The organism is Paraburkholderia xenovorans LB400, assembly GCF_000013645.1.
Classification (GTDB): Bacteria; Pseudomonadota; Gammaproteobacteria; order Burkholderiales; family Burkholderiaceae; genus Paraburkholderia; species Paraburkholderia xenovorans.
The window spans coordinates 107,649-129,582 of record NC_007951.1; the positions used below are offsets into that span (position 1 = coordinate 107,649).

Below are 21,934 nucleotides of genomic sequence, written 5' to 3' on the forward strand. Positions count from 1 at the left end.
CCGCGTCCGGTCGCTTTCCACACGGGCCGCGTGGGCGGCCGTTCAGTTCAGTACACGCTCGGGTCGCCGGGCGGCCGGGTCTTGAAGCGCTTGTGCACCCAGTAGTACTGCTCGGGCATCAACGGAATCTGCTCTTCGAGAAAGGCGTTCATGCGGCGGGCGTCCGCGTCGTCGTCGCCGGTCGGGTAGTTCTCCCACGGCTTGAACACCTTGAGCCGGTAGCCTTTGTAGTTCGGCAGCACCTCGCCGATGAACGGCACCACCTGCGCGTGCCCGACCTTGGCCAGACGCCCGACCGCGGTCAGCGTGCAGGTCGGCACGCCGAAGAACGGCACGAAGGTGGAGTTGCGCGCGCCGTAGTCCATATCGGCGCCGAGCATGACCGGTTTGCGCTCGCGCAGCCAGCGCAGCACGATGCGCGCGCTGTCGGCGCGGCTCGCCATGTCCGCACCGAAACGCGCGCGCGCCGCTTTGGCGACTGCCTCGAGCTCCGGATTCGACATCGGCTGATAGAGCGAGCCGCATTGGCGCCTGAGCGAATAGTTCAGGAAGATCGAGCCGGCCTCGATACCGACGAAGTGAAAGCCGAGAAACAGCGTGGGCGGCAGATTCGGGTCGGTCAGATCGATCGCGCTGTCGAGCTGGATCAATTTTTCGAGCTTCTTCGCCGAGCCGAACCACTGCACGCTGCGTTCGAGGTAGCTGCGGATCGCGTGGCGGAAATGCTTCTGCGCGACGTCTTCGCGGCGTTCGTCGCTCCATTCGGGGAAGCACAGCTTCAGATTGATGTGGACGATGCGTTTGCGCCGGCTCGGGATCTGATACAGCAGCCAGCCGAGGCCGTCGCCGAAGCGGGCGATCAGGCCGTAAGGCAATAGTGCAAACAGTTTCAACAGCCCGATCGCGAGTTTTGCGCCATAGCGGCTCAGCATGCCGCCTCCTGGAAAGAGGCGTTGCGCGTGACGGGCTTCAGGAAAGCGGAGAAGTTGACGTAATACCGCACTCGTGGACACTCTGTGACAATCTGAGGAAGTCGCTATAATAAGGGCTTCGCCGAGTTAATAGACAACTTGCGGGGCGAAGCCGGTGGCTGCAAACCATGTGATTTGCGCCTGTCGGTAAGGTAATCCGCTAAAGCGTCGCCGCTTCAAGGCTCCCGAAGCTGGCTACGTGAAACTCAACCGTAACCACAAAACAGGAGTCTGCAACGTGGCAAACGACTATCTCTTCACTTCCGAATCCGTCTCCGAAGGCCATCCCGACAAAGTCGCGGATCAGATTTCCGACGCCATTCTCGACGCCATCCTGGCTCAGGACAAATACTCGCGTGTCGCCGCGGAAACGCTGTGCAACACGGGTCTCGTCGTGCTGGCCGGTGAAATCACCACGACCGCTAACGTCGATTACATCCAGGTCGCACGCAACACGATCAAGCGCATCGGTTACGACAACACCGACTACGGCATCGACTATCGCGGCTGCGCCGTGCTCGTCGCGTATGACAAGCAATCGCCGGACATCGCCCAGGGCGTGGACCGCGCGCACGACAACAACCTCGATCAAGGCGCCGGCGACCAGGGCCTGATGTTCGGTTACGCGTGCGAAGAGACACCGGAACTGATGCCGTTGCCGATCCACCTGTCGCACCGTCTGGTGGAGCGTCAGGCGAATCTGCGCCGTGACGGCCGTCTGCCCTGGCTGCGTCCGGACGCGAAGTCGCAGGTCACCGTGCGTTATGTCGACGGCAAACCGCATTCCATCGACACCGTGGTGCTGTCCACGCAGCATTCGCCGGACATCGATCTGGGCACGCTGCGCGAAGCCGTGATCGAAGAAGTGATCAAGCCGACGCTGCCGGCCGACCTCATCAAGGGCGACATCAAGTTCCTCGTGAACCCGACCGGCCGTTTCGTGATTGGCGGTCCGCAAGGCGATTGCGGCTTGACCGGCCGCAAGATCATCGTCGATACGTACGGCGGTGCCGCACCGCACGGCGGCGGCGCGTTCTCGGGCAAGGACCCGTCGAAGGTCGACCGTTCGGCGGCCTACGCCGGCCGTTATGTCGCGAAGAACATCGTGGCCGCGGGCCTGGCTTCGCGCTGCCTGATCCAGGTTTCGTACGCGATCGGCGTCGCCCAGCCGACTTCGGTGATGGTGAACACGTTCGGCACCGGCCGCGTGTCGGATGCGGTCATCACGCGTCTCGTGCAGGAGCATTTCGACCTGCGTCCGAAGGGCATCATCCAGATGCTCGACCTGCTGCGCCCGATCTACGAGAAGAGCGCCGCCTATGGTCACTTCGGCCGCGAAGAGCCGGAATTCACGTGGGAATCCACGGACAAGGCGCTGGCACTCGCCGAAGCCGCCGGCACGGAACCGGTTGCCGCGTTGGCCGAGTAAGCGCAAGCCGTCCTTTCAAGTAAAAACCCCGCCCGGCGCGTTGAGCCGGGCGGGGTTTTTTTTATCGCCGTCGCCAGTCCATGAACTGAATGGCGACGTAATCGACCGATGGCTTCACCAGCCGCGAAGTCATGTCGTGTCGTCAGTCAATACGGAACTTGAGTCGCGCCAGGTCCGGCAGCGCGTTCTGTACTCGCGCGCCTTAACGGCTCGCAAACGCGAACGCGAACCAGCCGGTGCTGCCGTTCGTCGACATGCGACGCGGACGGCGGCTCGAATTCTGCGGCACGGCGACCGCTGCGCGCGGCGCGGCGAGACGCAACGGCGTGGGTTTGCGCAGCAGCGTGCGCAGCGAGAAACGGCGCGAACTGCCTTGCAGGCGCAGCGCGGAGAAGAACGTATTGAACCAGGTGCGAATGCCGTCGACAGCTTTGGCGTCGCGCCATTGTTCGCCCAGCGCGCGAGTGCGTGTGGCATGGTGACGCAGCGCGCGCACGACGTGGCGACGCGCCGGACGCGCCGCTTTCAGTGCGGCGCGGGTGAGAGGGGTGCTCAGGAGAGTATGCATGGCTTCACTGGTAGGCAACGTGTCGCGCGACGGAGTGTGCGCCATGAAGAGCACCAAATGTGCCAATGGCGATGTCGCAATGAACGGCGCGAAAGCCTCGAATGCGATGGAAAAGTGCACGGAATACAGCGGAGTCGGCCCTGTCGGCCTCGACGCGGCACAAAAGTGCGGGAATGGCGATCAACATGCAGCGCAGGTTACACGCGATTCGTGACGTCAGAAAGTCGGTTTTTACCCTGCGAATACGGGTTTTTCCGGGGTTAATCGTGAATCGCGGCGGCGGGGTCGTGCCCTTTGCGGGCGATTATCGTGCGCGCTTGCCCATTCGAAGTGCCGCGAAATCGCGCGCCGCGCGTGAAAGTAGTGCGTAAGGCTGCCGTTTTCGGACCGTGAAACAGCACACTGGGCGATCGCGCCCGTTTTACAATCGAGCATCAGCTAGTCGACAGTAACGGAACACCATGTCACTTCATTCCAAGAAAGAGCAGATTCAAACGTTGCGGGAGCAGGGTTTTGTCGTGGTGCCCGGATTGGTGTCGGCCGGGCGTTGCGAAGAACTGAAACAGATCGCGCAGCGCCAGCTGGAAGAGGCAGCCGCGCCGATCGAGTTCGAAGCGGATCTGCAATATCCCGGCGCGCCGGAGTCCAGGCAGGCAGCCGGCGGCCATACGGTGCGGCGGCTACTGGACGCGTACGCACGTCATCCGGGTTTTGCGCGCTGGGCGACCGCGCCGGAAATTCGCGGCTGGATGGAGTTGTATTTCGGTGAAGAGCCGCGCCTGTCGCGCGCGCACCATAACTGCATGATGACCAAGCATCCTGCGTACGGCAGTTTGACTGGCTGGCATCGCGACGTGCGGTATTGGTCGTTCGAGCGCGACGATCTGGTTTCGGTGTGGCTCGCGCTCGGTTCGGAGACGGTGGATAACGGCGCGCTGTGGATGGTGCCGAAGTCGCACAGCGCCGCGTTTACATCCGACCGGTTCGATCAGGCCAAATTCTTCCGCTCCGATCTGGAAGAGAATCAGGAATGGATTCGTACTGCGGTGTCACCTGAGCTCAAGGCCGGCGACGTGGTGTTTTTCCATTGCAATACGCTGCATTCAGCCGGCAAGAACATCACCGATCAGGTGAAGTTTTCACTGGTGTACACGTATCACGGCGCGAGCAACGTGCCGTTGCCGGGAACCCGCTCGGCCGCGAAGCCCGAGGTGGCGTTCTAGAATTTCCGGTTCCAGGTTTCCGTTCTTTCGCGGCGGCGCTCGCGGTCCCTGTACCCGATACCGCAAGCGCCGCATAGGCGCACTCGCTGTTACCGCTTGCGTCCCGACAAGGCCATGCCCGTCAGGCCGGCGATCGTCGCCGCCACGCCACCCACGAGCAGCAGGATCGCCTTGTTGGTCGGCGAGCCGGTAAAGACGCGCGAGACGTCGCTGCTCACCGAATTGAACGCCTGCCCGCCGAAATACAGCAGCACGATACCGCCGACAATCAACGCGATGGAAATCGCCTTCGTCATCTATCTCTCCCGTCAGCCTGAATCGGGCAAAGTGTAGGGGAGCCGCAAGCAATCGTCCATCCCGCATACTGGGCGTCTGCATGCATCACGTCGATTCGCTACCATAGCGGTCTGGCCGCATCCCCAGCTACAAAAAATAAAGCGGCACGCCTCCCGCAGCATGCAATTGCCCATGCCCGCACCGGTCGGGCGCCTTCACCATCAAGGACACTAGCAATGGCTTACGAAGCAGCTTCAGAACGCTATTCGGATATGCAGTACCGCGTCTGCGGCAAGTCGGGACTCAAGCTGCCGGCGCTATCGCTCGGCTTGTGGCACAACTTCGGCGACACCACGCCGATCTCCACGCAGCGCGACATCCTGCGCACGGCTTTCGACCTGGGTATCACGCACTTCGACCTCGCCAACAATTATGGGCCGCCGTACGGCAGCGCCGAAACCAACTTCGGCCGCCTCTTCAAGGACGACTTCAAGCCGTATCGCGACGAACTGCTGATTTCGTCGAAGGCCGGTTGGGACATGTGGCCGGGTCCGTATGGACAAGGCGGCGGCTCGCGCAAATACGTGCTCGCAAGTCTCGATAAGAGCCTGCAACGCATGGGCCTCGATTACGTCGATATTTTCTATTCGCATCGTTTCGATGCCGAGACGCCGCTCGAAGAAACCGCGGGTGCGTTGGCGAGCGCCGTGCAGCAAGGCAAGGCGCTGTACATCGGCATTTCGTCGTACTCGGCAAGCAAGACGCTCGAAATGGCGAAGCTGCTCGCCGAATACAAGGTGCCGCTGCTGATTCATCAGCCTTCGTACAACATGCTCAATCGCTGGATCGAGCATGAGTTGCTGGGCGCACTGGAGAAAGCCGGCGCGGGCGCCATCGCGTTCACGCCGCTGGCTCAGGGGCTGCTCACGAGCAAGTATCTGAACGGCGTGCCGGAAGACGCGCGCGTCAACAAGCCGGGCGGCGGTTCGTTGAAGCAGGAGCATCTGAGCCCGCAGAATATCGAGCACGTGCGCAAGCTCAACGACATCGCGCAACGTCGCGGTCAGAGCCTCGCACAAATGGCGCTCGCGTGGGCGCTGCGCGATCCGCGCGTGACTTCCGTGCTGATCGGCGCGAGCCGCGCGGAGCAGGTGCGTGAAAACGTCGGCGCGCTGAAGAACCTTGCGTTCTCGAAGGACGAGCTGGCCGAGATCGACCGCTACGCGACCGAAGGCGGCATCAACCTGTGGGAAAAGCCGTCGACGGATCAGGCGATCTGATTCCCGCGTCGTCTTTCACGCCGTAGAAGCAGCAAAGCCGCCCACGGGCGGCTTTTTTCGTCTAGACGAGCGCCGGCAAACCCTCGACCAGCACTACCGCGAACACCACGCCGATCAGCGCGCCCAGCACGCGCAGCGCGTTGTGCCGGAATTCCGTCTTGCAGGGAAGCGCACCGACAAACAAGGCCCCGGCCAACGCCATCGGAATGACCAGGATGAAATCGCCGATCGTGAAGTAGGTCGTCATTCTCGTCTCCTTTATATTTTCCGGCGCAGGCGGCGGCTCGATTTATGGAGTCATGCACCGCCCACGCTCGATTTGAGTATAGGAGACAGTCCAGTCGATATAACGGCGCTTTGCGGCGTTGCAGCGGCTATTCGCAAGCCGCTGAACCCGGCAGCGCATGGGCCGCCGCGATTACCGCGACGCAGCAAATACATCGAAAAAGATGAAGCGTTTGCTTACGCCGGGCTTACTTTCAGGCGTCATTCAATGCGGGTTGGGTCATAGAGCGATCACGCGAGAGGCTGCTCCCGTTTGCGCAGACGCGCCGCCGCTATCAGGCCGATGACGAGCAATGCGCCGACCAGTCCGGCGACGCCGTTCCATCCGTAACTCGTCCACATGTGGCCGCCATACGAGCCCACCACGCTCGAGCCGATGTAATACGCGAGCAGATAGAGCGCCGCAGCCTGACCTTTGGCATCTTTGGCGAGACGTCCGACCCAGCCGCTTGCCACCGAGTGCCCGGCGAAGAAACCGAACGTCACGCACGCAATGCCGGCCGCGATCGCCGTTAGCGGATGCAGCATGGTGAGCGCGAGACCGAACGCCATCAATAGCAGGCTGGCGGTGAGCACGCGTGCGCGGCCGAAGGTGTCGGCCATGCGTCCCGACCACGGCGAGGCCACCACGCCCGTCAGATACACGACGAAGATCGCGCCGATTTCCGTCTGATCCAATCGGTACGGCGGCGCCAGCAACCGGTAGCCGATGTAGTTGTACAGCGTGACGAAGCTGCCCATCAGCACGAAGCCGAGCAGGAACAGCAGAGGCAGGCCGGGCCGCGTGAACTGCCTGAGCAGCGCGGTACGGTGATGCGTGAAGCCGAGTCCGCGCCGCGGCACGAAATGACGCGACGGCGGCAGCAGCGCGCGAAACGCGAGCATGGACAGTAGCCCGAGCACGCCAATCGTCCCGATCGCGACGCGCCACGAAAAAAGATCCGCGACGACGCCGGTAATCACGCGCCCGGCCATCCCTCCGATCGCCGTGCCGCCGACATAGAGGCCCATCGCGAGGCCGAGGCCGTCGGGGTGCACTTCTTCCGCGAGATAGGCCATTGCGACGGCGGGCACGCCACCGAGCGCGAGACCTTCGAGCGTGCGCAGCACGAGCAGTTGATGCCAATGCGGCGCGATCGACACGCCGATGGTCGCCAGTGCCGAAATGGTGAGCGACAGCGTCATCAGCTTGTGACGGCTCCAGCCTTCGGAGATGAAGCCGGCGACGAACACGGCAAGCGCGAGCGCAGCCGTGGTCAATGAGAGCGACAGGCTGCTTTGTGCCGGCGTTACGTTGAACGCCGCGGAAAACGACGGCAGCAGCGGCTGCACACAATAAAGGAGCGAGAACGTGGCGTAGCCGGCGAACAGCAGCGCGATGCTGGCGCGCCAGTACGCGCGTGTGCCGCGTTCGAGATAGGGGATGTCGGGCACGGGGGAAGCGGGTTGCAAAGGACAAAAAGGGAGTTAAGGATACGCTGAAAAAGGGCGGCACGGGTCGCTGGAGCGCGCTGCGGGCCGCGGCCGCGGCGGGACCACGACGCAGCCATGACCCAACCATGACCCAACCACGACCCAACCACGACCCACCCACGACCCACCCACGACCCACCCACGACCCACCCACGACCCACCCACGACCCACCCACGACCCACCCAGGCGCCGTGCCCGGCCCCCTTTCACCGCATCGACAAACCCCGGCTACCCGTGCGCGGCTGCATCGCTCGCGGGTGGGGACGGATGCACGATCTGTTCGTCCGTCGGCAGCGCGGACTCGTCCCAGCCGCCGCCCAGCGCCTTGATCAGCGCCACGCTCGCGGCCATGCGCCGGCGCGCGATCGATACGGCATCGCGTTCATTGGTGAGCGCGGTGGTTTGCGCGACCACCACGTCGAGATAGGTGATCGCGCCGTTCCTGTAGCGGTCCGATACGACCGCCAGCGCACGTTGCGCGGCTGTCACCGCGTCGTCCTGCGCGCTCGCTTCCTGTTCGAGCACGCGCAGCGCGGCGAGATTGTCCTCGACCTGGCCGAAGGCGGTCAGCACGGTCTGCCGGTATTGCGCGACGCTTTCGTCGTAGTGCGCGCGGGCCTGTTCCTTGACGGAGGCGCGTCCGCCGAAGTCGAGCAGCGTTCCGGCCAACGTCGGCCCGAGCGACCACAGCCGGCTCGGCGCCAGCAGCCATTGGCTGTAGTTGGTCGCTTCGAGGCCGCCCGTCACGGACAAAACGAGGTTCGGGAAAAACGCCGCCGTCGCCACGCCGATCTGCGCGTTCATCCCGGCGACGCGCCGTTCCGCCGCCGCGATGTCGGGGCGCCGTTCGAGCAATGCGGACGGCACGCCCGCCGCCGCGACGACCGGCACCGCCGCGAGCGGCGCGACCGGCAATGCAAACGTGGAAGGCGGTTGGCCGATCAGGATCGCGATCGCGTGTTCGAGCTGCGCGCGCTGCACGCCGAGGTCGAGCGCTTGGGCCTGGGTGGTTTTCAGTTGTGTCTGCGCCTGCGCGACATCGGCGTCCGTGGCGATGCCGCCGGTATAGCGGTGCTGCGTCAGCTCCAGCGCTTGCCTATAGGCCTCGATCGTGTCGTCGAGCAGTTGGCGCTCCTGATCGAGTCCGCGCAGCTCGAAGTAGTCGGTGGCGAGTTCGGCCTGCATCGACAGCAGCGCGGCTTGTGTGTCGGCGGCGCTTGCCTGCGCTTCGGCTTTCGCGCCTTCGACACTGCGCGACACGCGGCCCCACAGGTCGGGTTCCCACGACGCGTCGGCTTGCACGAGGTAGTCATTCAGCGTGAGACCCGCGGTCGATTTGTGCAGCACGTTCTCCGATGAACGCGCGCGCGAATAGGCGCCGGTCGCGCTGACCAGCGGGAAGAAACTCGAGCGATATTGCGCGACGGTGGCACGGGCGGCGCGAAAGCGTGCTTCGGCAGCCTGCACGTTCTGGTTCGCGCTCGCGACCTGCTGTTCGAGCGCGTCGAGCGACGGATCCGCGTAGACGCTCCACCAAGCGCCGCGTGCGAAAGTGTCGGCGGGTTGCGCGGGTTTCCAGCCGGTGCCGTCGAGTTCCTTGTAGGTGGCGGCGGTGGTCGCGGTCGGCTTCACGTAGTCGGGGCCGACGGTGCACGCGGTGAGTGCGCACGCGCTTGCGAGTGTCAAGGCGCACGCATGCAGCGAGACGCGCCGCAGCGGCCGCACGACGAAACGGCGACGGGATGCCGGCGCGTTCATGACGATGCCTTTACGGACAGCGACGCGGCGACATGCGTGGTGGGCGTGTCTGCCGCAACAGCGTTGGAGCCGCCCGCCGCCCGATCATTGCCCGCGGCTGCGCCGCTGGCGCTTGCCGCACCATCGCGGCTCGCCGCGGCGCCGGATGCGCCCGCCGTGCCCTCACCACCCGCCGCCGAGCCGGAAGCACCGGTCGCTCCTGACGCGCCCGTGGCAGTTCCCGCTTTCGCCGCCACGATCCGCACCGGCGCGCCGTCGATGATCGAGTCCTGCGGATTCAGGATCACCTGCTCATCGCCCTGCAGGCCGGACGCAATCGCGACACGCGTGCCGAAGTCCGTTCCCAGCGACACCGCGATCAGCTTCACCTTGTGCTGCGCGTCGACGGTCGCGAGTTTCACGCCATCCGGGCGGAACAGCAGCGCGTTACCGGGCAGCGTGAACGGCGCCGCGCCTGTGCCCAATTCGAAGTGCACTTGCGCATACGCGCCCGGCAGCAAATCGCCGTTACGGTTGTCGACGTCGACTTCCACCAGCATCGTGCGCTGTTGCGGATCGACGGCGCCCGCGGTGCGCGCCACGGTGCCCGGATAATGTCGCGACGGCGTCTCGGTCAGCGTCAGGAACGCGGTCTGCCGCGCGCGAACCTGCTGCGCGTAGGCCTGCGGCACGTTCACATAAACGCGCAGCCGATCCGCCTGCGCGACGTGAAACAGCTCCTTTGCCGGGCCGCCCGAACTGCCCGCGTCGATCAGCGCGCCGACATCGACATTGCGCGCCGTCACGATGCCGTCGAACGGCGCATACACTTTCTGGAACGACTGCGTTTTCTCGAGTCGCGCCACGTTGAAGCGCGCGGCGTCGAGCGTGGCTTTCTTTGCGAGCATGTCGCCGACCTTTTCGTCGGTTTCCTGCTTCGAGACCGATTTGCTTTTCAGCATCTCGGTCCAGCGCGCGGCGGTGCTTTTCGCGAGCGCATAGTTGGCCTCGGCATTCGCGAGATCGGCGCGGGCCGCGCGCAGTTGATCGTCCACTTCCGGCGTGTCGATCTCCGCCAGCAACTGACCGTTTTTCACCTTCGCGCCGATATCCGCGTACCACTTCTTCAAATAGCCGTTGGTGCGGGCGTAAATCGGCGTGTCGAGAAACGCCTGTACGTTGCCGGGCAGCACGAGATCGAGTCCGGCCGTCGATTTCTGCGGCCGCACGACTTCGACGCTCGTCTGGCTGGCGTGCTCGGCATCGCGTTCGAGCGCCGCATGCGCGTCGTGACGCGACCAGATACCTTGTGCCGCGAGCGCAATGACCGCCACGGCGACCGCGACGGCGATCCAGCGTGCGCGCTTTGTCTTCGCCGGATCGCGCGTGGTGCCGGAGCTGTCTGGACGTTGTCCTTCCATCAAACTTCCCGTGCAAAAATGGTTACTGTGAAGATGCTCGGGCAGTCGGAGCTGCCTCTCGTGCTGCCTGCTGTTGCTGTTGCCGCTATGGCCGGCACGATCGCTGCGGCGCCGTGCATCATGGCTTCTGCACCACATGCTCGGCTGCGCGCAGGCGCCGTGCCGCGAGTCGCCGGTAGATCATCGAAAACACCACCGGCACGAAGATCAGCGTGGCCAGCGTGCCGATCGTCAGGCCGCCTATCACCGCGCGCCCGAGCGGCGCATTCTGCTCGCCGCCTTCGCCGAGACCGATCGCCATCGGCACCATGCCGATCACCATCGCGAGCGCCGTCATCAATACCGGACGAAAGCGCGTGAAGCCCGCTTCGATTGCCGCGCGCGCCGCGTCGCCGTGTTCGAGCAACTGCTCGCGGGCAAAGCTGATCACGAGAATCGAGTTGGCGGTGGCAATGCCGATACACATGATCGCACCCGTGAGCGCGGGGATCGACAGCGTGGTGTGCGTGAGAAACAGCATCCATACGATACCCGCGAGCGCGCCCGGCAGCGCGGTGACGATGATGAACGGATCGAGCCACGACTGGAAATTCACCACGATCAGCAGATACACCAGCAGAATCGCGAACACCAGACCGGCGAACAGACCGGAGAACGAATCGTTCATGGTCTGCACCTGGCCGCGCACTTCGATGGTCGAGCTTCTGGGCAGATCGGCCTTGACGTCGTCGATGATCTTGCGAATGTCGTCGGACACGCCGCCGAGATCGCGGCCGTCGGCGGTGCCGAAAATATCGATGGTGGTCTGCGCGTTGTAGTGCGTGAGCGTGGCGTTGCCTGCTTCGCGCTTCATGGTGGCGAGCGAGCCGAGAATATTGCTGCGGCCGTTCGCGTTCAGCGGAATGTTCGCGAGCGATTGCAGCGAATCGATCGTGTATTGCGGCGCTTCCGTGATCACGTTGTAGCTCACGCCGTTGCGCGGGTTGAGCCAGAACGTCGGCGTGGTTTGCTGGCTACCCGAGAGTGTGATCAGCAGATTGCTCGCAATGTCGCGCTGCGAGAAGCCAGCCTGCTGCGCGCGCGTGCGGTCCACATCGATAAAGATACGCGGCAGATCGGCGGGCTGCTGGATGCGTGCGTCGGCGAGACCGGGCACTGTGCGCAGACGGTTCAGCAACTTCGCCGCGAACACACGATTGGCGGCTACTTCACGGCCCACGATCTGAATGTCGATCGGCGACGGCATGCCGAAGTTGAGCGTCTGGCTGACGATATCCGCGGGCAGGAAGGCGAACTGCACGCCGGGGAATTCGTCGGTGAGCGTGCGCCGCAATGTGCGTACGTAATTCGCGCTCGGATGATGATCGGGATTGAGCGTGATCAGCACGTCCGCATCCGAAGTGCCGATCGTGCCGGTGTTGCTGTACGAGAGGTTGATGCCCGAGACCGGCAAGCCGATGTTGTCGATGATCGAATGCAGCTCGCCCGCCGGTATCAACTGACGGATACGCGTGTCGACGCGATCGGTGACGACCGCCGTTTCCTCCACCCGCATACCGGTTTTGGCGCGCAGATGCAGCGCGATCGTACCGGCGTCGACGGCCGGGAAAAAGTCGCGGCCGAGAAACGGCATCAGCAGCATCGAGGCGCCGCAGCAGACCAGAAACAGCGTCACGAACAGACCCGGCCGCGCGACGCGCGCTTCGAGAAACACGCGGTAACGCTCGCGCAAACGCTCGAAGCCGCCTTCGAATGCGTAGTGCGCGCGCATGAACGGATTGCGCGTTTGCGTCGGCGCGTGATGCAGGTCCGCCGCTTTATGGTGATATCGCAGCAGATATTTCGCGAGCGTCGGCACGAGCGTGCGCGAGAAGAAATACGACGCCAGCATGGCGAACACCACCGCCTCGGCGAGCGGAATGAACAGATAGTGCGCGACGCCCGTGAGCAGAAACATCGGCACGAAGACGATGCAGATGGACAGGGTCGACACCAGCGTCGGAATTGCGATCTGATGCGCGCCGTCGAGAATCGCCTGTTCGAGCGTCTTGCCCTGTTCGAGTTGATGGCTGATGTTTTCGATCGCCACCGTTGCGTCGTCCACCAGAATACCGACCGCGAGCGCCAGCCCGCCGAGCGTCATGATGTTGATGGTTTCGCCGAGCAGGGAGAGCGCGATGATCGACGTGATCATCGACAGCGGAATCGACACGGCGATGATCAGCGTGGCGCGCCAGTTGCCGAGGAACAGCAGAATCATGAGACCGGTCAGGCAGGCCGCGATCAGCGCTTCGCGCAGCACGCCCTGCACGGACGCGCGCACGAACAGCGACTGGTCGGCAACGGGGTCGATGTTCAGCGAGGCGGGCACGAGATTGCGCAGCGTGGGCATCATCGTCTTGATGCGGTCGACGATTTCGAGCGTGGACGTGTTGCCGCTCTTGTTGATGGTCAGGAGCGCCGCGCGCTGGCCGTTCACGCGCACGATATTGGTTTGCGGCTGGAAACCGTCGCGCACATGAGCGACGTCGCGAATATAAACGGTGCCGTTAGCGGTGGATTGGATCGGAATATTGTTCAGGCCTGCCAGCGAATCCGGACTGCCGTTCATTTCCACGGAGTATTCCGTCGAACCGATTTTCGCGGTGCCCGAAGGCAGGATCAGATTCTGTGCGGTGACCGCGTTGACCACGTCCATCGGCGAAAGATTACGCTCCTGCAATTTGCGCGAATCGATATCGACCATGATCTGCCGCTGTTTGCCGCCGTACGGCAGCGGCGCGGAAGCGCCGGGCACGGTGGCGAGCTGGGTCTTCAGGAAGTTGTTGCCGAAGTCGTATAGCTCCTGCTCGGTGAGCGACGCGGACGACAGCGCCAGCCGCAGAATCGGCACCGTCGAAGCGTTGTAACGCAGGATATTCGGCGGCGTGATGCCGGGCGGCAGCGAGCGCAATTGCGTTTGCGACAGCGCGGTGACCTGGGCGAGCGCCTCGTCGATATTCGCGTGCGGCTGGAAAAAGATCTTGACCACCGCGATGCCGTTCAGCGAGGTCGACTCGGTGTGCTCGATATCGTTGACCGCCGTCGACAGGCCACGCTCGTAGTTGAGCACGATGCGCTTTTCCATCTCGTCGGCGGGCAGGCCGTTGTACGACCAGATCACCGAGAGTACCGGAATGTCGATATTGGGGAAGATGTCGGTGGGCGTGCGCAGGATCGTCAAAGGTCCGACGATCAGCAACAGCAGCGCCAGGACGACGAACGTATACGGGCGCCGCAGCGCGAGACGAACGATCCACATGACTAGTTCAACCGCTCAAAGCCGTGCGAAGAGATGTCGCGCGCGTGCCACGCAGGCCGGACACAATGCGCGTAACGGCCGCCGCAGCGGCGCGAGCAGGCCGGCCCAGCGGTCGGATCGAGCAAATGGTCTGGTTGGTGCACGTTTTTGATATCTCACCCCGGCAGGGTTTATGATGGCCTTATTGCGACGCGTTACGCTCCGAATCATCGGTCCGCCGCGCCGTAATGGGAATAGGGCGAAACGACGGGTAAAGAATGTTGAAGTCCGCAGCCTCGAGTTCGCGCTTTCCCCGGCCCCGCAAAACGGGAACAATGACTCGAACCTATCACGCGTATCACGCGCAGCAGATTGGGTGCGTACGCAACGTTATCGGCGGAGCGACGCTTTTATCATCACCTTGACCGGCAAGGAAATCATAAAGCCGGCTATGGGAGAAACGGGGAAACATCATGCAAATCGGTTCCATTGTCCGATCGGTGCATATCGCCGTGCCGCAAGGCGCGCGCGGGATCGTCATGCGCATTCTCGGCGACATGGCAATGGTGGCGTGGTATGCCGGCGAGCCCGGCGCTTCGCTGCAACTGAACACTGAACCCTTTTTCCTTGAAGACCTGATCGATACGGGCGAGCTGGTGCGACCGTCGAGCGCGCAGATGCATTGAAGGCCGTTCGAGTGCAGGCCGTGTGCCAGTTGTAAGCCGCGGCTTGCGCCGCGTTGTGCGTCGTCACCCTCGTCTTTGACGGCGGCGCGGCGCACAATGCCGGCATGAACGACGACATTCTCGATCCACAGGACGGCGCGAACAGCGCTGTGCCTTTCGCCCGGCTCAAGCCGGAAATCGTGCTCGACGCGCTCGACGGCGTGCTCAGCACAGTCGGCGTGCGCACCGACGGCCGCATGCTGCCGCTCAACAGCTACGAGAACCGCGTGTACCAGGTCGGCGTGGAAGATGGCCCGCCCGTGGTCGCGAAGTTCTATCGGCCCGAGCGCTGGAGCGACGCCGCGATTCTCGAAGAACATGCTTTCGTTGCCGATCTCGCTTCCCGCGAAATTCCGGCGGTGCCTGCGCGCGTTTTCGAAGGCCGCACACTGCATAGCTTCGACGGTTTCCGCTTCTCGATCTTCGAGCGTCGCGGCGGCCGCGCGCCGGATCTCGACCGGCCCGACACGCTGGAATGGCTCGGGCGTTTCATCGGCCGCATCCATGCGGTGGGTCAGACGCAGAATTACGTCGAACGTCCCACGCTGGACATTCACACCTTCGGCTACGAGCCGCGCGACTTCCTGCTCGCGCACCGTTTCGTACCGGACAACCTGCGCACCGCATGGGAAACCGTGGTGAACCTCGCGCTCGAAGGCGTGGAGCGCGCGTTCGAGCGGGCCGGCGACATCCGCATGCTGCGAATGCATGGCGACTGTCATCCGAGCAACGTGTTGTGGACCGACGCAGGGCCGCATTTCGTCGACTTCGACGACAGCCGCATGGGACCGGCGGTGCAGGATCTGTGGCTGTTGCTGCCGGGCGAGCGCGCAGAAGCGTCGCGCGCGCTGGCGGATCTGCTCGCAGGCTATGAAGACTTTTGCGACTTCGAGCCGCGCGAACTCTATCTGGTCGAAGCGTTGCGCACGCTGCGGCTGATTCACTATCAGGCGTGGCTCGCGCGCCGCTGGGACGACCCGGCGTTCCCCGCAGCGTTTCCGTGGTTCAACACGCAGCGTTACTGGGAAGACCGCATCCTCGAATTGCGCGAGCAGATCGGCGCGATGCAGGAAGGGCCGCTTTGGCCCGTTTGAGTGCGCGCCCGGCGAAGGCATGCGCTTTCGCCCGCGCTCACGGCGCCTGCGAAGCAACGCTCGACGGCTCCGCCAGCGTCGATTTGACAATTACTTCGGCACGCACGTCGCGCCCGATCGCTTCGATCGTGGGGCGCATCTGCGCGAAGTCGTCGGGTGTGCAGACGTCGCTATCGAAATGCGTGGCGCCGTCGCGCGTCATCGTGACCACGTTGCTTTGCGGGTCGAACGTGTACTGCGACTGGAAATCGACAAAGCGGTCCTGGGTCCGCTTCGCCTCCGGCACGTCGAGCACGCGAAAATTGGCGGGCAACTCGATGCGCGCGCGTTCATGCAGCGCCTGGTTGCGGCAGATGAACGGCTGCGTGCGCTGGCGCTCGCCCAGCCAGTAGCGCGTATCCGCCTCGAAGCCGCCGGCCAGACTCGTCAGCGCCGGAATCGACGCCGCCGCGCCGGGCACCACGAGACTTTCCAGCCTGCCTTTCATCGTGATGGTGAGCGGGCCGTCGGCCACGGTGAGGTCGTTCGTGGTGAGCGTGGCGGTGCCGCGCAGGTTGGCGCTGCGCAATTCGGCCTGAATCGATTCCTCGCGCTGTGCGGGTGTTTGCGTGCGCAGCATGGCGCGCGTCTGTTCGGCGGAAGCGCCGGCCGCCTCCAGCCGGTACGTGAAGCTCGCCGAGCCATCCGGTTCGACCTTGATCGACAGGTCGGTGCTGCGCGTCAGGAGCGCCGTGGCGGGCGTGCGCGAGAGCACACCCTCGCCGACGAGCACGGTCGGCCGGTTCATGTCGGAGGGCGGCAGAAAACCGAATTCGACATTCGACGCGGTCGAATCGGCGTACTGCTGCAAATCCGGTAGCCACGTGATGATGTGATTGATGACGCCGTACCCCGGCACGCTCGGCAGCGTGTAGATCGTGCCGCTGCTGATCAGGGCCGGCTCGTTGCGCACGCCGGCCGCGTCGAGCAACGCGCCGTAAAGCGCGACGTGATCCTTGCAGTCGCCGTAGCGGTTCGCGAGGACCGCGCTCGCGCCGTGCGGCACCACCGCGCCGCGCCCGACGTTGATCGCTACATAGCGCACATTGCGGCGTACCCAGTCGTACAGCGTCTTGGCTTTGTCGCGCGGCGTGCGGTCGTGCGCGGTGAGCTGTTGCGCGAGACGCGTGACGGCGGCGTCGTGCGCGCTCGGGTCCGCGGCGGATTCCCGGTAGGTTGCGGCGAACGCGGCGTAGTCCGGGAAGGTCGAGACCATCAGCCGGTCGCCGTACGACACGTACGCAACCGAGCCGCGCTCCAGGCGGCTGAAATGCGCCTTGTCGTAGCGATATTCGTAGCGCGTGCGGCCTTCGCGCGTCACGGGCTGCACGACGGTGAAGCCGCGCGCGTCGGCATAAAGCGGCTTGCCGGCGGGCAGATCGTAGATCAGGCGGAAGTTGTGCGTGGGTGCGAGATCGGGCGGCGTGAAGTCGCTGAACTGGCCCGGCACGATCGGCTGCTTCTGCGTCTTGCGATAGGTGAGATGCACACGCGCGCCCGGTTCCACGGCGGGAAACACGATCACCTTTTCCTGAATGTCCTGAAACATCGGTGCGTCGAACGAGCGGGCTTCCTGGACGTCGCGGATCTGATCGGGCTGCACGTCGTGACGTACGCCGTCGGCGGTGATCGTGTAGGCCTCGATGATCTGCACGTCCGCCATGTTGCGGTTGAACCAGACATATTGCTGAGCGACCCGCGCGACGCCCGCTTCGTTGTTCACGAGCAGTGTCATCGAATCGAGCTTCGAATAGGAGCCGTCCGCGTTGACGGTGAAGGTCTGCGTCTCGCCTTCGTTGGTATAGGGATCGTCCAGTCTGGCCGCGACGCTCGCCCCCGCGCCGTGGATGCCGGCAAGCCAGCCGAAGGAGGCAAGACAAACCAGGGAAGAAAGGCGCATGGCAGGCTGGTATCCGGACTTAACGTTGGCGGGATCGCCAGTTAGAGTCAGGGCGCGCCGCGCCGATGTCAAGCAGATGCAGCGTGTTGCGATTGAGCAAACCACTTAATTGTGTAATGATATCCATTCTCAATTGAAAGGCGTCGCCAGCTTTCTGTCACATTTCTCCTCTGTGACTACCAGCCAGCCTTTCAGCCGGATAACCTGGACCGCAAGCCGGGTCGTCCGGCACTCCCTTTTAGTCCTTTCCTCGAACACTGCCGGGCGAGCGTACGCGTTGTCGCCGCGTGACGGCGATGGATCAACCTGCTGCGCCTGGAGCCCGGATTTGAACGCGCCTGACTCGATCGACATGAAACCCGCCGCCGGTCACGGCACGCAATACACGGCTCACACGCGGGGGCCCGGCCGTCATCTGATGGACGACGCCGAACAGGCGGCGCGGCGTCAGCGCTCGCGGCGCGCGAATTTCATCAAGTGGCTGCGCAAGGTGCACGGCTGGGTCGGCCTGTGGGGCGCTGTGCTGGGCTTGCTGTTCGGCGCGACCGGGTTTCTGCTGAACCACCGCGGCGGCCCGTTGAAGGTCTCGTCGGGCGAGCCGCAAGTCGAGCAGATGCAGATTCCCGTCCCGCAAGAACCGCTGCGCTCGCCGGTGGAGATGGCGAAGTGGCTCACAGCCGAGTTGAAGATCGACGGCAAGCCGGGCAGAACGAAGCGCGAACCGGCGCATCCGGTGGCGTGGGGCGATCGCAGCACGATGCAGCCGGAATTCTGGCAGGTCGGCATCATGGGGCCGTCGCAAAGCGTGCAGGCCGAATACTGGGTGGGCAACGGCTTCGTCGCGGTGAAACGCACGCAGAACTCGTTTCTCTCGACCATGAACAACCTGCACAAAGGCGTGGGACTGAGCGTCGGCTGGGTGTTGCTGATCGATACGATCGCCGGCAGCATGATTCTGCTTTCACTGACCGGCGTGCTGCTGTGGACCGAGTTGAACAGGCGCCGCGTGGTGGGCGTCGTGCTGGTGGGCGGGTCGGTGATCGCCGCCGTGGTTTGCGGCTTGATGTAAGCGAATCGTTGCGCCGCGCTGAGTTGCTCTGACTCCGCGGTGGGCTGCGGTGCGGCGGCTGAGAACAGCGCGCCGCGCGCAGGCATGATTTCCGTTAAACGCTACACGCCGTTCCGCCCGAAGCGGCAATCTCCCGCGCAGCCTTGGCGCCTTCGACCTGAAGCAAGGTCGGCAGGGATACACCGTTCTTGGCCGCCGTCACTTCCGCAAGAATCGACACCGCGATCTCCGGCGGCGTTCTGCTGCCGATGTAAATGCCGACCGGTCCGTGCAGGCGGCCCAACTCGGTATCGTTCAGATCGAACTCCTTGAGACGCTCGCGCCGCGCCTGATTGTTCCTTCGCGAACCCAGCGCGCCGACGTAAAACGCCGGCGTTTTCAACGCCTCCATCAGCGCAAGATCGTCGAGCTTTGGGTCGTGCGTCAAGGCGATCACCGCGCAGCGCTCGTCGAGCTTCATCTCGATCACCGTGTCGTCGGGCATGGTGCGCACGATCTTCGTGCCGGGAATGTTCCACTCTTCGGTGTATTCCTCGCGCGGATCGCACACGGTCACCTGATAATCGAGCCCGACCGCGATATGGCACAGATAGCGCGACAGCTGCCCCGCGCCGATCACCAGCATGCGGTAGCGCGGGCCGTGAATCGTCAGCAGACGAGCGCCGTCGAAATGCACGCCGTCCGTTGCCTGCGCGTTGTCCAGCCGCGCCGTGCCGGTTGCCATATCCATTTCACGGGCCACGAGGCGCCCGTTCTCCACCGCGCCGCACAGTTCGGCGATGCCGCTTTGCAGCGTCAACGGTTCCAGCACCAGCTGGATCGTGCCGCCGCACGGCAGGCCGAAGCGATGCGCTTCTTCCGCGGTGATGCCGTACTTGACCGCTTCGGGCAGCGTCTGCTCGATACCCCGTTGCCGCACGCGGTCGATCAGATCGTCTTCGATGCAGCCGCCCGACACCGAGCCCACCACGAGCCCGTCGTCACGCACCGCGAGCATGGCGCCCTCGGGACGCGGCGACGAGCCCCATGTCTTCACCACCGTTACCAGTAGCGCGCGATGTCCCTCTTCCAGCCACCGTGCGCTGGATTTCAGGACTTCGAGATCCACGCTGTCCATGATTTCTTCCTTTTGGTTGCGTCGCCGCCGGACTCACCGTCCGCAGCGTCAGTCGATGCCGTATTGTGCGGCACTGTTTGATCGGCTGCATTTCCCCCGGCGCCCGGGGCCGCCGCGCCGTCGGCGCCACCGCCACCGCCACCGCCACCGCCACCGCCACCGCCACCGCCACCGCCACCGCCACCGCCACCGCCACCGCCACCGCCACCGGCTTCGGCTTCGGCTTCGGCGCCGCCCAGCCGGGCGCCGAAGCGCTTGAAGAATTCGCCGGCGATTTTACGCGCCGCGCCGTCGACGAGCCGCGAGCCGATCTGTGCGAGCTTGCCGCCGACCTGCGCATGCGCCGTATAGCTGAGCCTGGTGGCGGCCTCGCCATCGGCTTCGAGCGAAACATGCGCGTTGCCCTTGGCGAACCCTGCCGCGCCGCCCTGGCCTTCGAACACGATGCTGTACGAGTTGGGCGCGTCGATATCCGTGAGTTGCATGCGCCCTTTGAAACGCGCCTTGACCGGGCCGACCGCGGCGCTCAGTGCCACCAGATAGGCGTTCTCGCCGTCCGGATCGATGCTTTCGCAGCCGGGGATGCAGGCGCGCAGCATGTCCGTGTCGTTCAGCGCCTCCCACGCGCTTTGCTGCGAAACGGGCAGCGTATGGGTTTCGGTCAATTCCATGAAGTCGCTCCCGCAGCCCTGGCGCCGACGCTGCGACGAGGCGCGCGCGTGAGCTGCGCGAGGTCGCGGCCGAACGCCGTCAGGCTGTCCAGATTATGAACCGGCCGATGCGCGTCGACATACGGCAGGATGGCCTGCACGCCGCGCGCCTTCGGAGAAAAACCGCTGAAACGCAGCAGCGGATTGAGCCACACGATACGGTGAGCGAAGCGGTGCAGGCGGGCCATCTCGGTGTCGAGCACGTCGATCGCTTCGTGATCGAGGCCGTCGGTGACGAGCAGCACCGTGGCACGTCCGGTGAGCACCCGCCGTGCCCAGCGGCGGTTGAATTCGGCGAGCGCCGCGCCGATCCGCGTGCCGCCGGACCAGTCGACCACCTGTTCGGTGAGCGCCGCCATCGCCACGTCGGGATCGCGCTCGCGCAGCGCGCGTGTCGCGTTGGTGAGGCGCGTGCCGAACAGAAACACCTGCAGGCGTTCGCGCGACTGCAGCAGCGCGTGGCAGAAATACAGCACCGCGCGCGAATAGCTGCTCATCGAACCGGAAATGTCGAGCAGCAGCACGAGCGGCGGTTTGCGTTCGACCACCGCGCGATACTTCCACACCGTCCAGTCGCCGCCCGCGCGCACGGCATGGCGGGCACTGGCGCGCAGGTCCGCATGCGTGCCGTGCGAAGCGGCTTTCAGGCGGCGCGTCGGCTCGGTTGCGAGCGGCAGCCGCTGCCCGCGAATCAGATGACGCAGGGTGCGCCACTCATCGGCGGAAAGGGTGTCGAAATCGCGATGACGCAGGCGTTCTTCCGCGCTGAAGGTGACGTGCGCATGCAGTTCGTGCTGCCCGGTTTCCTGCGGCGCCTTGTTATGCGCTGACGGCGGCGCGCGCACGGCCAGCGCGTCGGCGAGACGGTTGTTGCGTTTGGGCGGCGGCAGGCCGTCGCGAACCTTCGGCAGAAGCAGTGCGCGGAGCTTGCCTTCCCAATCGGGATCGCGCCAGAACAGGTCGAATGCGGCGTTGAACAGATCGCGCTCGTCGGGCGCGGAAACGAGCGACGCCGCCAGCGCGGCGCGCACGTCGTCGCGGCGGCCCAGATCGATCCAGTGCAGCGCGGCGAGCGCATCGACGGCTTGCGCGGGCGACATCGGCAAGCCGGCGCCGCGCAGCAGGCGGACAAAATGGACCACGTTGCGGGCGAGCGTGGGCGTGCCGTCGAGCGGCGTGGCTGCGCTTTTGCCCGATGAGGACGACGCCACGACTCGTCGGCCAGGCCGATCAGCGCGCGAGAGATCGCCTGAAGCGTCGCTATTGCCGGCGTCGAGCCGTGCGCTCTGGGCCGAGGCGCCGCCGTTACCTGCGTCGAATGAGTTCGCCATGCCGG

The 21,934-nt window shown here is 64.5% G+C and carries 19 protein-coding genes; 7 read left to right on the forward strand and 12 right to left on the reverse strand.

Annotated features, from left to right (window positions below):
* Positions 1–47: 47 nt before the first annotated feature.
* Positions 48–932, reverse strand: coding sequence for a lipid A biosynthesis lauroyl acyltransferase (locus BXE_RS00445; RefSeq protein WP_011486480.1), 885 nt, complete (start codon positions 930–932; stop codon positions 48–50).
* Between the two features lie 277 nt (positions 933–1,209).
* Between BXE_RS00445 and metK the strand changes: the two genes are divergently transcribed.
* Positions 1,210–2,400: a methionine adenosyltransferase gene (gene metK / locus BXE_RS00450; protein ID WP_011486481.1), complete on the forward strand. Its 1,191-nt coding sequence runs from the start codon at positions 1,210–1,212 to the stop codon at positions 2,398–2,400.
* A gap of 202 nt (positions 2,401–2,602) precedes the next feature.
* Here metK and BXE_RS00455 read toward each other — a convergent pair whose 3' ends face one another.
* Complete coding sequence (locus BXE_RS00455) at positions 2,603–2,968, reverse strand: hypothetical protein (RefSeq protein WP_038457094.1); 366 nt, start codon at positions 2,966–2,968, stop codon at positions 2,603–2,605.
* On the opposite strand from BXE_RS00455, the gene BXE_RS00460 reads away from it, so the two are divergent.
* Entirely contained in the window at positions 2,967–3,182 is a 216-nt protein-coding gene (locus BXE_RS00460) for a hypothetical protein (protein WP_038457091.1), read from the forward strand. The genes BXE_RS00455 and BXE_RS00460 overlap by 2 nt on opposite strands.
* 247 nt (positions 3,183–3,429) lie before the next feature.
* On the forward strand, positions 3,430–4,191 hold the full coding sequence (locus tag BXE_RS00465) for a phytanoyl-CoA dioxygenase family protein (protein ID WP_011486483.1): 762 nt from the start codon (positions 3,430–3,432) through the stop codon (positions 4,189–4,191).
* Between the two features lie 89 nt (positions 4,192–4,280).
* Here BXE_RS00465 and BXE_RS00470 read toward each other — a convergent pair whose 3' ends face one another.
* Complete coding sequence (locus BXE_RS00470) at positions 4,281–4,487, reverse strand: DUF3185 family protein (RefSeq protein WP_011486484.1); 207 nt, start codon at positions 4,485–4,487, stop codon at positions 4,281–4,283.
* A gap of 216 nt (positions 4,488–4,703) precedes the next feature.
* On the opposite strand from BXE_RS00470, the gene mgrA reads away from it, so the two are divergent.
* Positions 4,704–5,747: an L-glyceraldehyde 3-phosphate reductase gene (gene mgrA / locus BXE_RS00475; RefSeq protein WP_011486485.1), complete on the forward strand. Its 1,044-nt coding sequence runs from the start codon at positions 4,704–4,706 to the stop codon at positions 5,745–5,747.
* 61 nt (positions 5,748–5,808) lie between these two features.
* Here the strand turns inward: mgrA and BXE_RS00480 are convergent, their stop codons facing one another.
* The 5 genes from BXE_RS00480 to BXE_RS00500 form a co-directional block, all read right to left on the reverse strand.
* Positions 5,809–5,994, reverse strand: a complete 186-nt coding sequence (locus BXE_RS00480; RefSeq protein ID WP_007179669.1) for a hypothetical protein — start codon at positions 5,992–5,994, stop codon at positions 5,809–5,811.
* A 269-nt stretch (positions 5,995–6,263) separates the two neighbouring features.
* Positions 6,264–7,466 (reverse strand): MFS transporter, encoded by a 1,203-nt coding sequence (locus tag BXE_RS00485; protein ID WP_038457088.1) that lies wholly within the window; start codon positions 7,464–7,466, stop codon positions 6,264–6,266.
* A 268-nt stretch (positions 7,467–7,734) separates the two neighbouring features.
* Positions 7,735–9,264, reverse strand: coding sequence for an efflux transporter outer membrane subunit (locus tag BXE_RS00490; RefSeq protein WP_011486487.1), 1,530 nt, complete (start codon positions 9,262–9,264; stop codon positions 7,735–7,737).
* Positions 9,261–10,664 carry an efflux RND transporter periplasmic adaptor subunit gene (locus BXE_RS00495; protein ID WP_011486488.1) on the reverse strand — a complete coding sequence of 468 codons (1,404 nt, stop codon included), beginning with the start codon at positions 10,662–10,664 and terminating at the stop codon, positions 9,261–9,263. Before BXE_RS00495 ends, BXE_RS00490 begins: the two co-directional genes overlap by 4 nt.
* A 118-nt stretch (positions 10,665–10,782) precedes the next feature.
* On the reverse strand, positions 10,783–13,965 hold the full coding sequence (locus tag BXE_RS00500; RefSeq protein ID WP_011486489.1) for an efflux RND transporter permease subunit: 3,183 nt from the start codon (positions 13,963–13,965) through the stop codon (positions 10,783–10,785).
* Positions 13,966–14,417: 452 nt separating this feature from the next.
* Between BXE_RS00500 and BXE_RS00505 the strand changes: the two genes are divergently transcribed.
* A complete protein-coding gene (locus BXE_RS00505; RefSeq protein ID WP_007179664.1) occupies positions 14,418–14,630 on the forward strand; it encodes a hypothetical protein in 213 nt (70 codons plus the stop codon).
* Positions 14,631–14,734: 104 nt separating this feature from the next.
* Positions 14,735–15,763, forward strand: a complete 1,029-nt coding sequence (locus tag BXE_RS00510) for a serine/threonine protein kinase (RefSeq protein WP_038458422.1) — start codon at positions 14,735–14,737, stop codon at positions 15,761–15,763.
* Positions 15,764–15,800: 37 nt separating this feature from the next.
* Here BXE_RS00510 and BXE_RS00515 read toward each other — a convergent pair whose 3' ends face one another.
* Entirely contained in the window at positions 15,801–17,702 is a 1,902-nt protein-coding gene (locus BXE_RS00515; RefSeq protein WP_011486491.1) for a DUF3857 domain-containing transglutaminase family protein, read from the reverse strand.
* A 328-nt stretch (positions 17,703–18,030) separates the two neighbouring features.
* Between BXE_RS00515 and BXE_RS00520 the strand changes: the two genes are divergently transcribed.
* Positions 18,031–18,771, forward strand: coding sequence for a PepSY-associated TM helix domain-containing protein (locus BXE_RS00520; protein ID WP_011486492.1), 741 nt, complete (start codon positions 18,031–18,033; stop codon positions 18,769–18,771).
* A gap of 94 nt (positions 18,772–18,865) precedes the next feature.
* Here the strand turns inward: BXE_RS00520 and BXE_RS00525 are convergent, their stop codons facing one another.
* The 3 genes from BXE_RS00525 to BXE_RS00535 are packed head-to-tail and all read right to left on the reverse strand — an operon-like array spanning position 18,866 to position 21,929.
* Positions 18,866–19,888 (reverse strand): XdhC family protein, encoded by a 1,023-nt coding sequence (locus BXE_RS00525; RefSeq protein WP_011486493.1) that lies wholly within the window; start codon positions 19,886–19,888, stop codon positions 18,866–18,868.
* Positions 19,861–20,559: a CoxG family protein gene (locus BXE_RS00530; protein WP_011486494.1), complete on the reverse strand. Its 699-nt coding sequence runs from the start codon at positions 20,557–20,559 to the stop codon at positions 19,861–19,863. Before BXE_RS00530 ends, BXE_RS00525 begins: the two co-directional genes overlap by 28 nt.
* On the reverse strand, positions 20,550–21,929 hold the full coding sequence (locus BXE_RS00535; RefSeq protein ID WP_011486495.1) for a vWA domain-containing protein: 1,380 nt from the start codon (positions 21,927–21,929) through the stop codon (positions 20,550–20,552). The genes BXE_RS00530 and BXE_RS00535 overlap by 10 nt, the downstream gene beginning before the upstream one ends.
* Positions 21,930–21,934 lie beyond the last annotated feature (5 nt).

What these genes read in the sequence shown, in the direction of transcription:
- BXE_RS00500 (WP_011486489.1), bottom strand. Translation starts at nt 13,965, where the DNA reads ATGTGGATCGTTCGTCTCGCGCTGCGGCGCCCGTATACGTTCGTCGTC.
- BXE_RS00460 (WP_038457091.1), top strand. Translation starts at nt 2,967, where the DNA reads ATGGCTTCACTGGTAGGCAACGTGTCGCGCGACGGAGTGTGCGCCATG.
- BXE_RS00535 (WP_011486495.1), bottom strand. Translation starts at nt 21,929, where the DNA reads ATGGCGAACTCATTCGACGCAGGTAACGGCGGCGCCTCGGCCCAGAGC.
- BXE_RS00470 (WP_011486484.1), bottom strand. Translation starts at nt 4,487, where the DNA reads ATGACGAAGGCGATTTCCATCGCGTTGATTGTCGGCGGTATCGTGCTG.
- BXE_RS00445 (WP_011486480.1), bottom strand. Translation starts at nt 932, where the DNA reads ATGCTGAGCCGCTATGGCGCAAAACTCGCGATCGGGCTGTTGAAACTG.
- BXE_RS00495 (WP_011486488.1), bottom strand. Translation starts at nt 10,664, where the DNA reads ATGGAAGGACAACGTCCAGACAGCTCCGGCACCACGCGCGATCCGGCG.
- BXE_RS00505 (WP_007179664.1), top strand. Translation starts at nt 14,418, where the DNA reads ATGCAAATCGGTTCCATTGTCCGATCGGTGCATATCGCCGTGCCGCAA.
- BXE_RS00480 (WP_007179669.1), bottom strand. Translation starts at nt 5,994, where the DNA reads ATGACGACCTACTTCACGATCGGCGATTTCATCCTGGTCATTCCGATG.
- BXE_RS00490 (WP_011486487.1), bottom strand. Translation starts at nt 9,264, where the DNA reads ATGAACGCGCCGGCATCCCGTCGCCGTTTCGTCGTGCGGCCGCTGCGG.
- BXE_RS00525 (WP_011486493.1), bottom strand. Translation starts at nt 19,888, where the DNA reads ATGGACAGCGTGGATCTCGAAGTCCTGAAATCCAGCGCACGGTGGCTG.
- BXE_RS00465 (WP_011486483.1), top strand. Translation starts at nt 3,430, where the DNA reads ATGTCACTTCATTCCAAGAAAGAGCAGATTCAAACGTTGCGGGAGCAG.
- BXE_RS00510 (WP_038458422.1), top strand. Translation starts at nt 14,735, where the DNA reads ATGAACGACGACATTCTCGATCCACAGGACGGCGCGAACAGCGCTGTG.
- mgrA (WP_011486485.1), top strand. Translation starts at nt 4,704, where the DNA reads ATGGCTTACGAAGCAGCTTCAGAACGCTATTCGGATATGCAGTACCGC.
- BXE_RS00455 (WP_038457094.1), bottom strand. Translation starts at nt 2,968, where the DNA reads ATGCATACTCTCCTGAGCACCCCTCTCACCCGCGCCGCACTGAAAGCG.
- BXE_RS00530 (WP_011486494.1), bottom strand. Translation starts at nt 20,559, where the DNA reads ATGGAATTGACCGAAACCCATACGCTGCCCGTTTCGCAGCAAAGCGCG.
- BXE_RS00515 (WP_011486491.1), bottom strand. Translation starts at nt 17,702, where the DNA reads ATGCGCCTTTCTTCCCTGGTTTGTCTTGCCTCCTTCGGCTGGCTTGCC.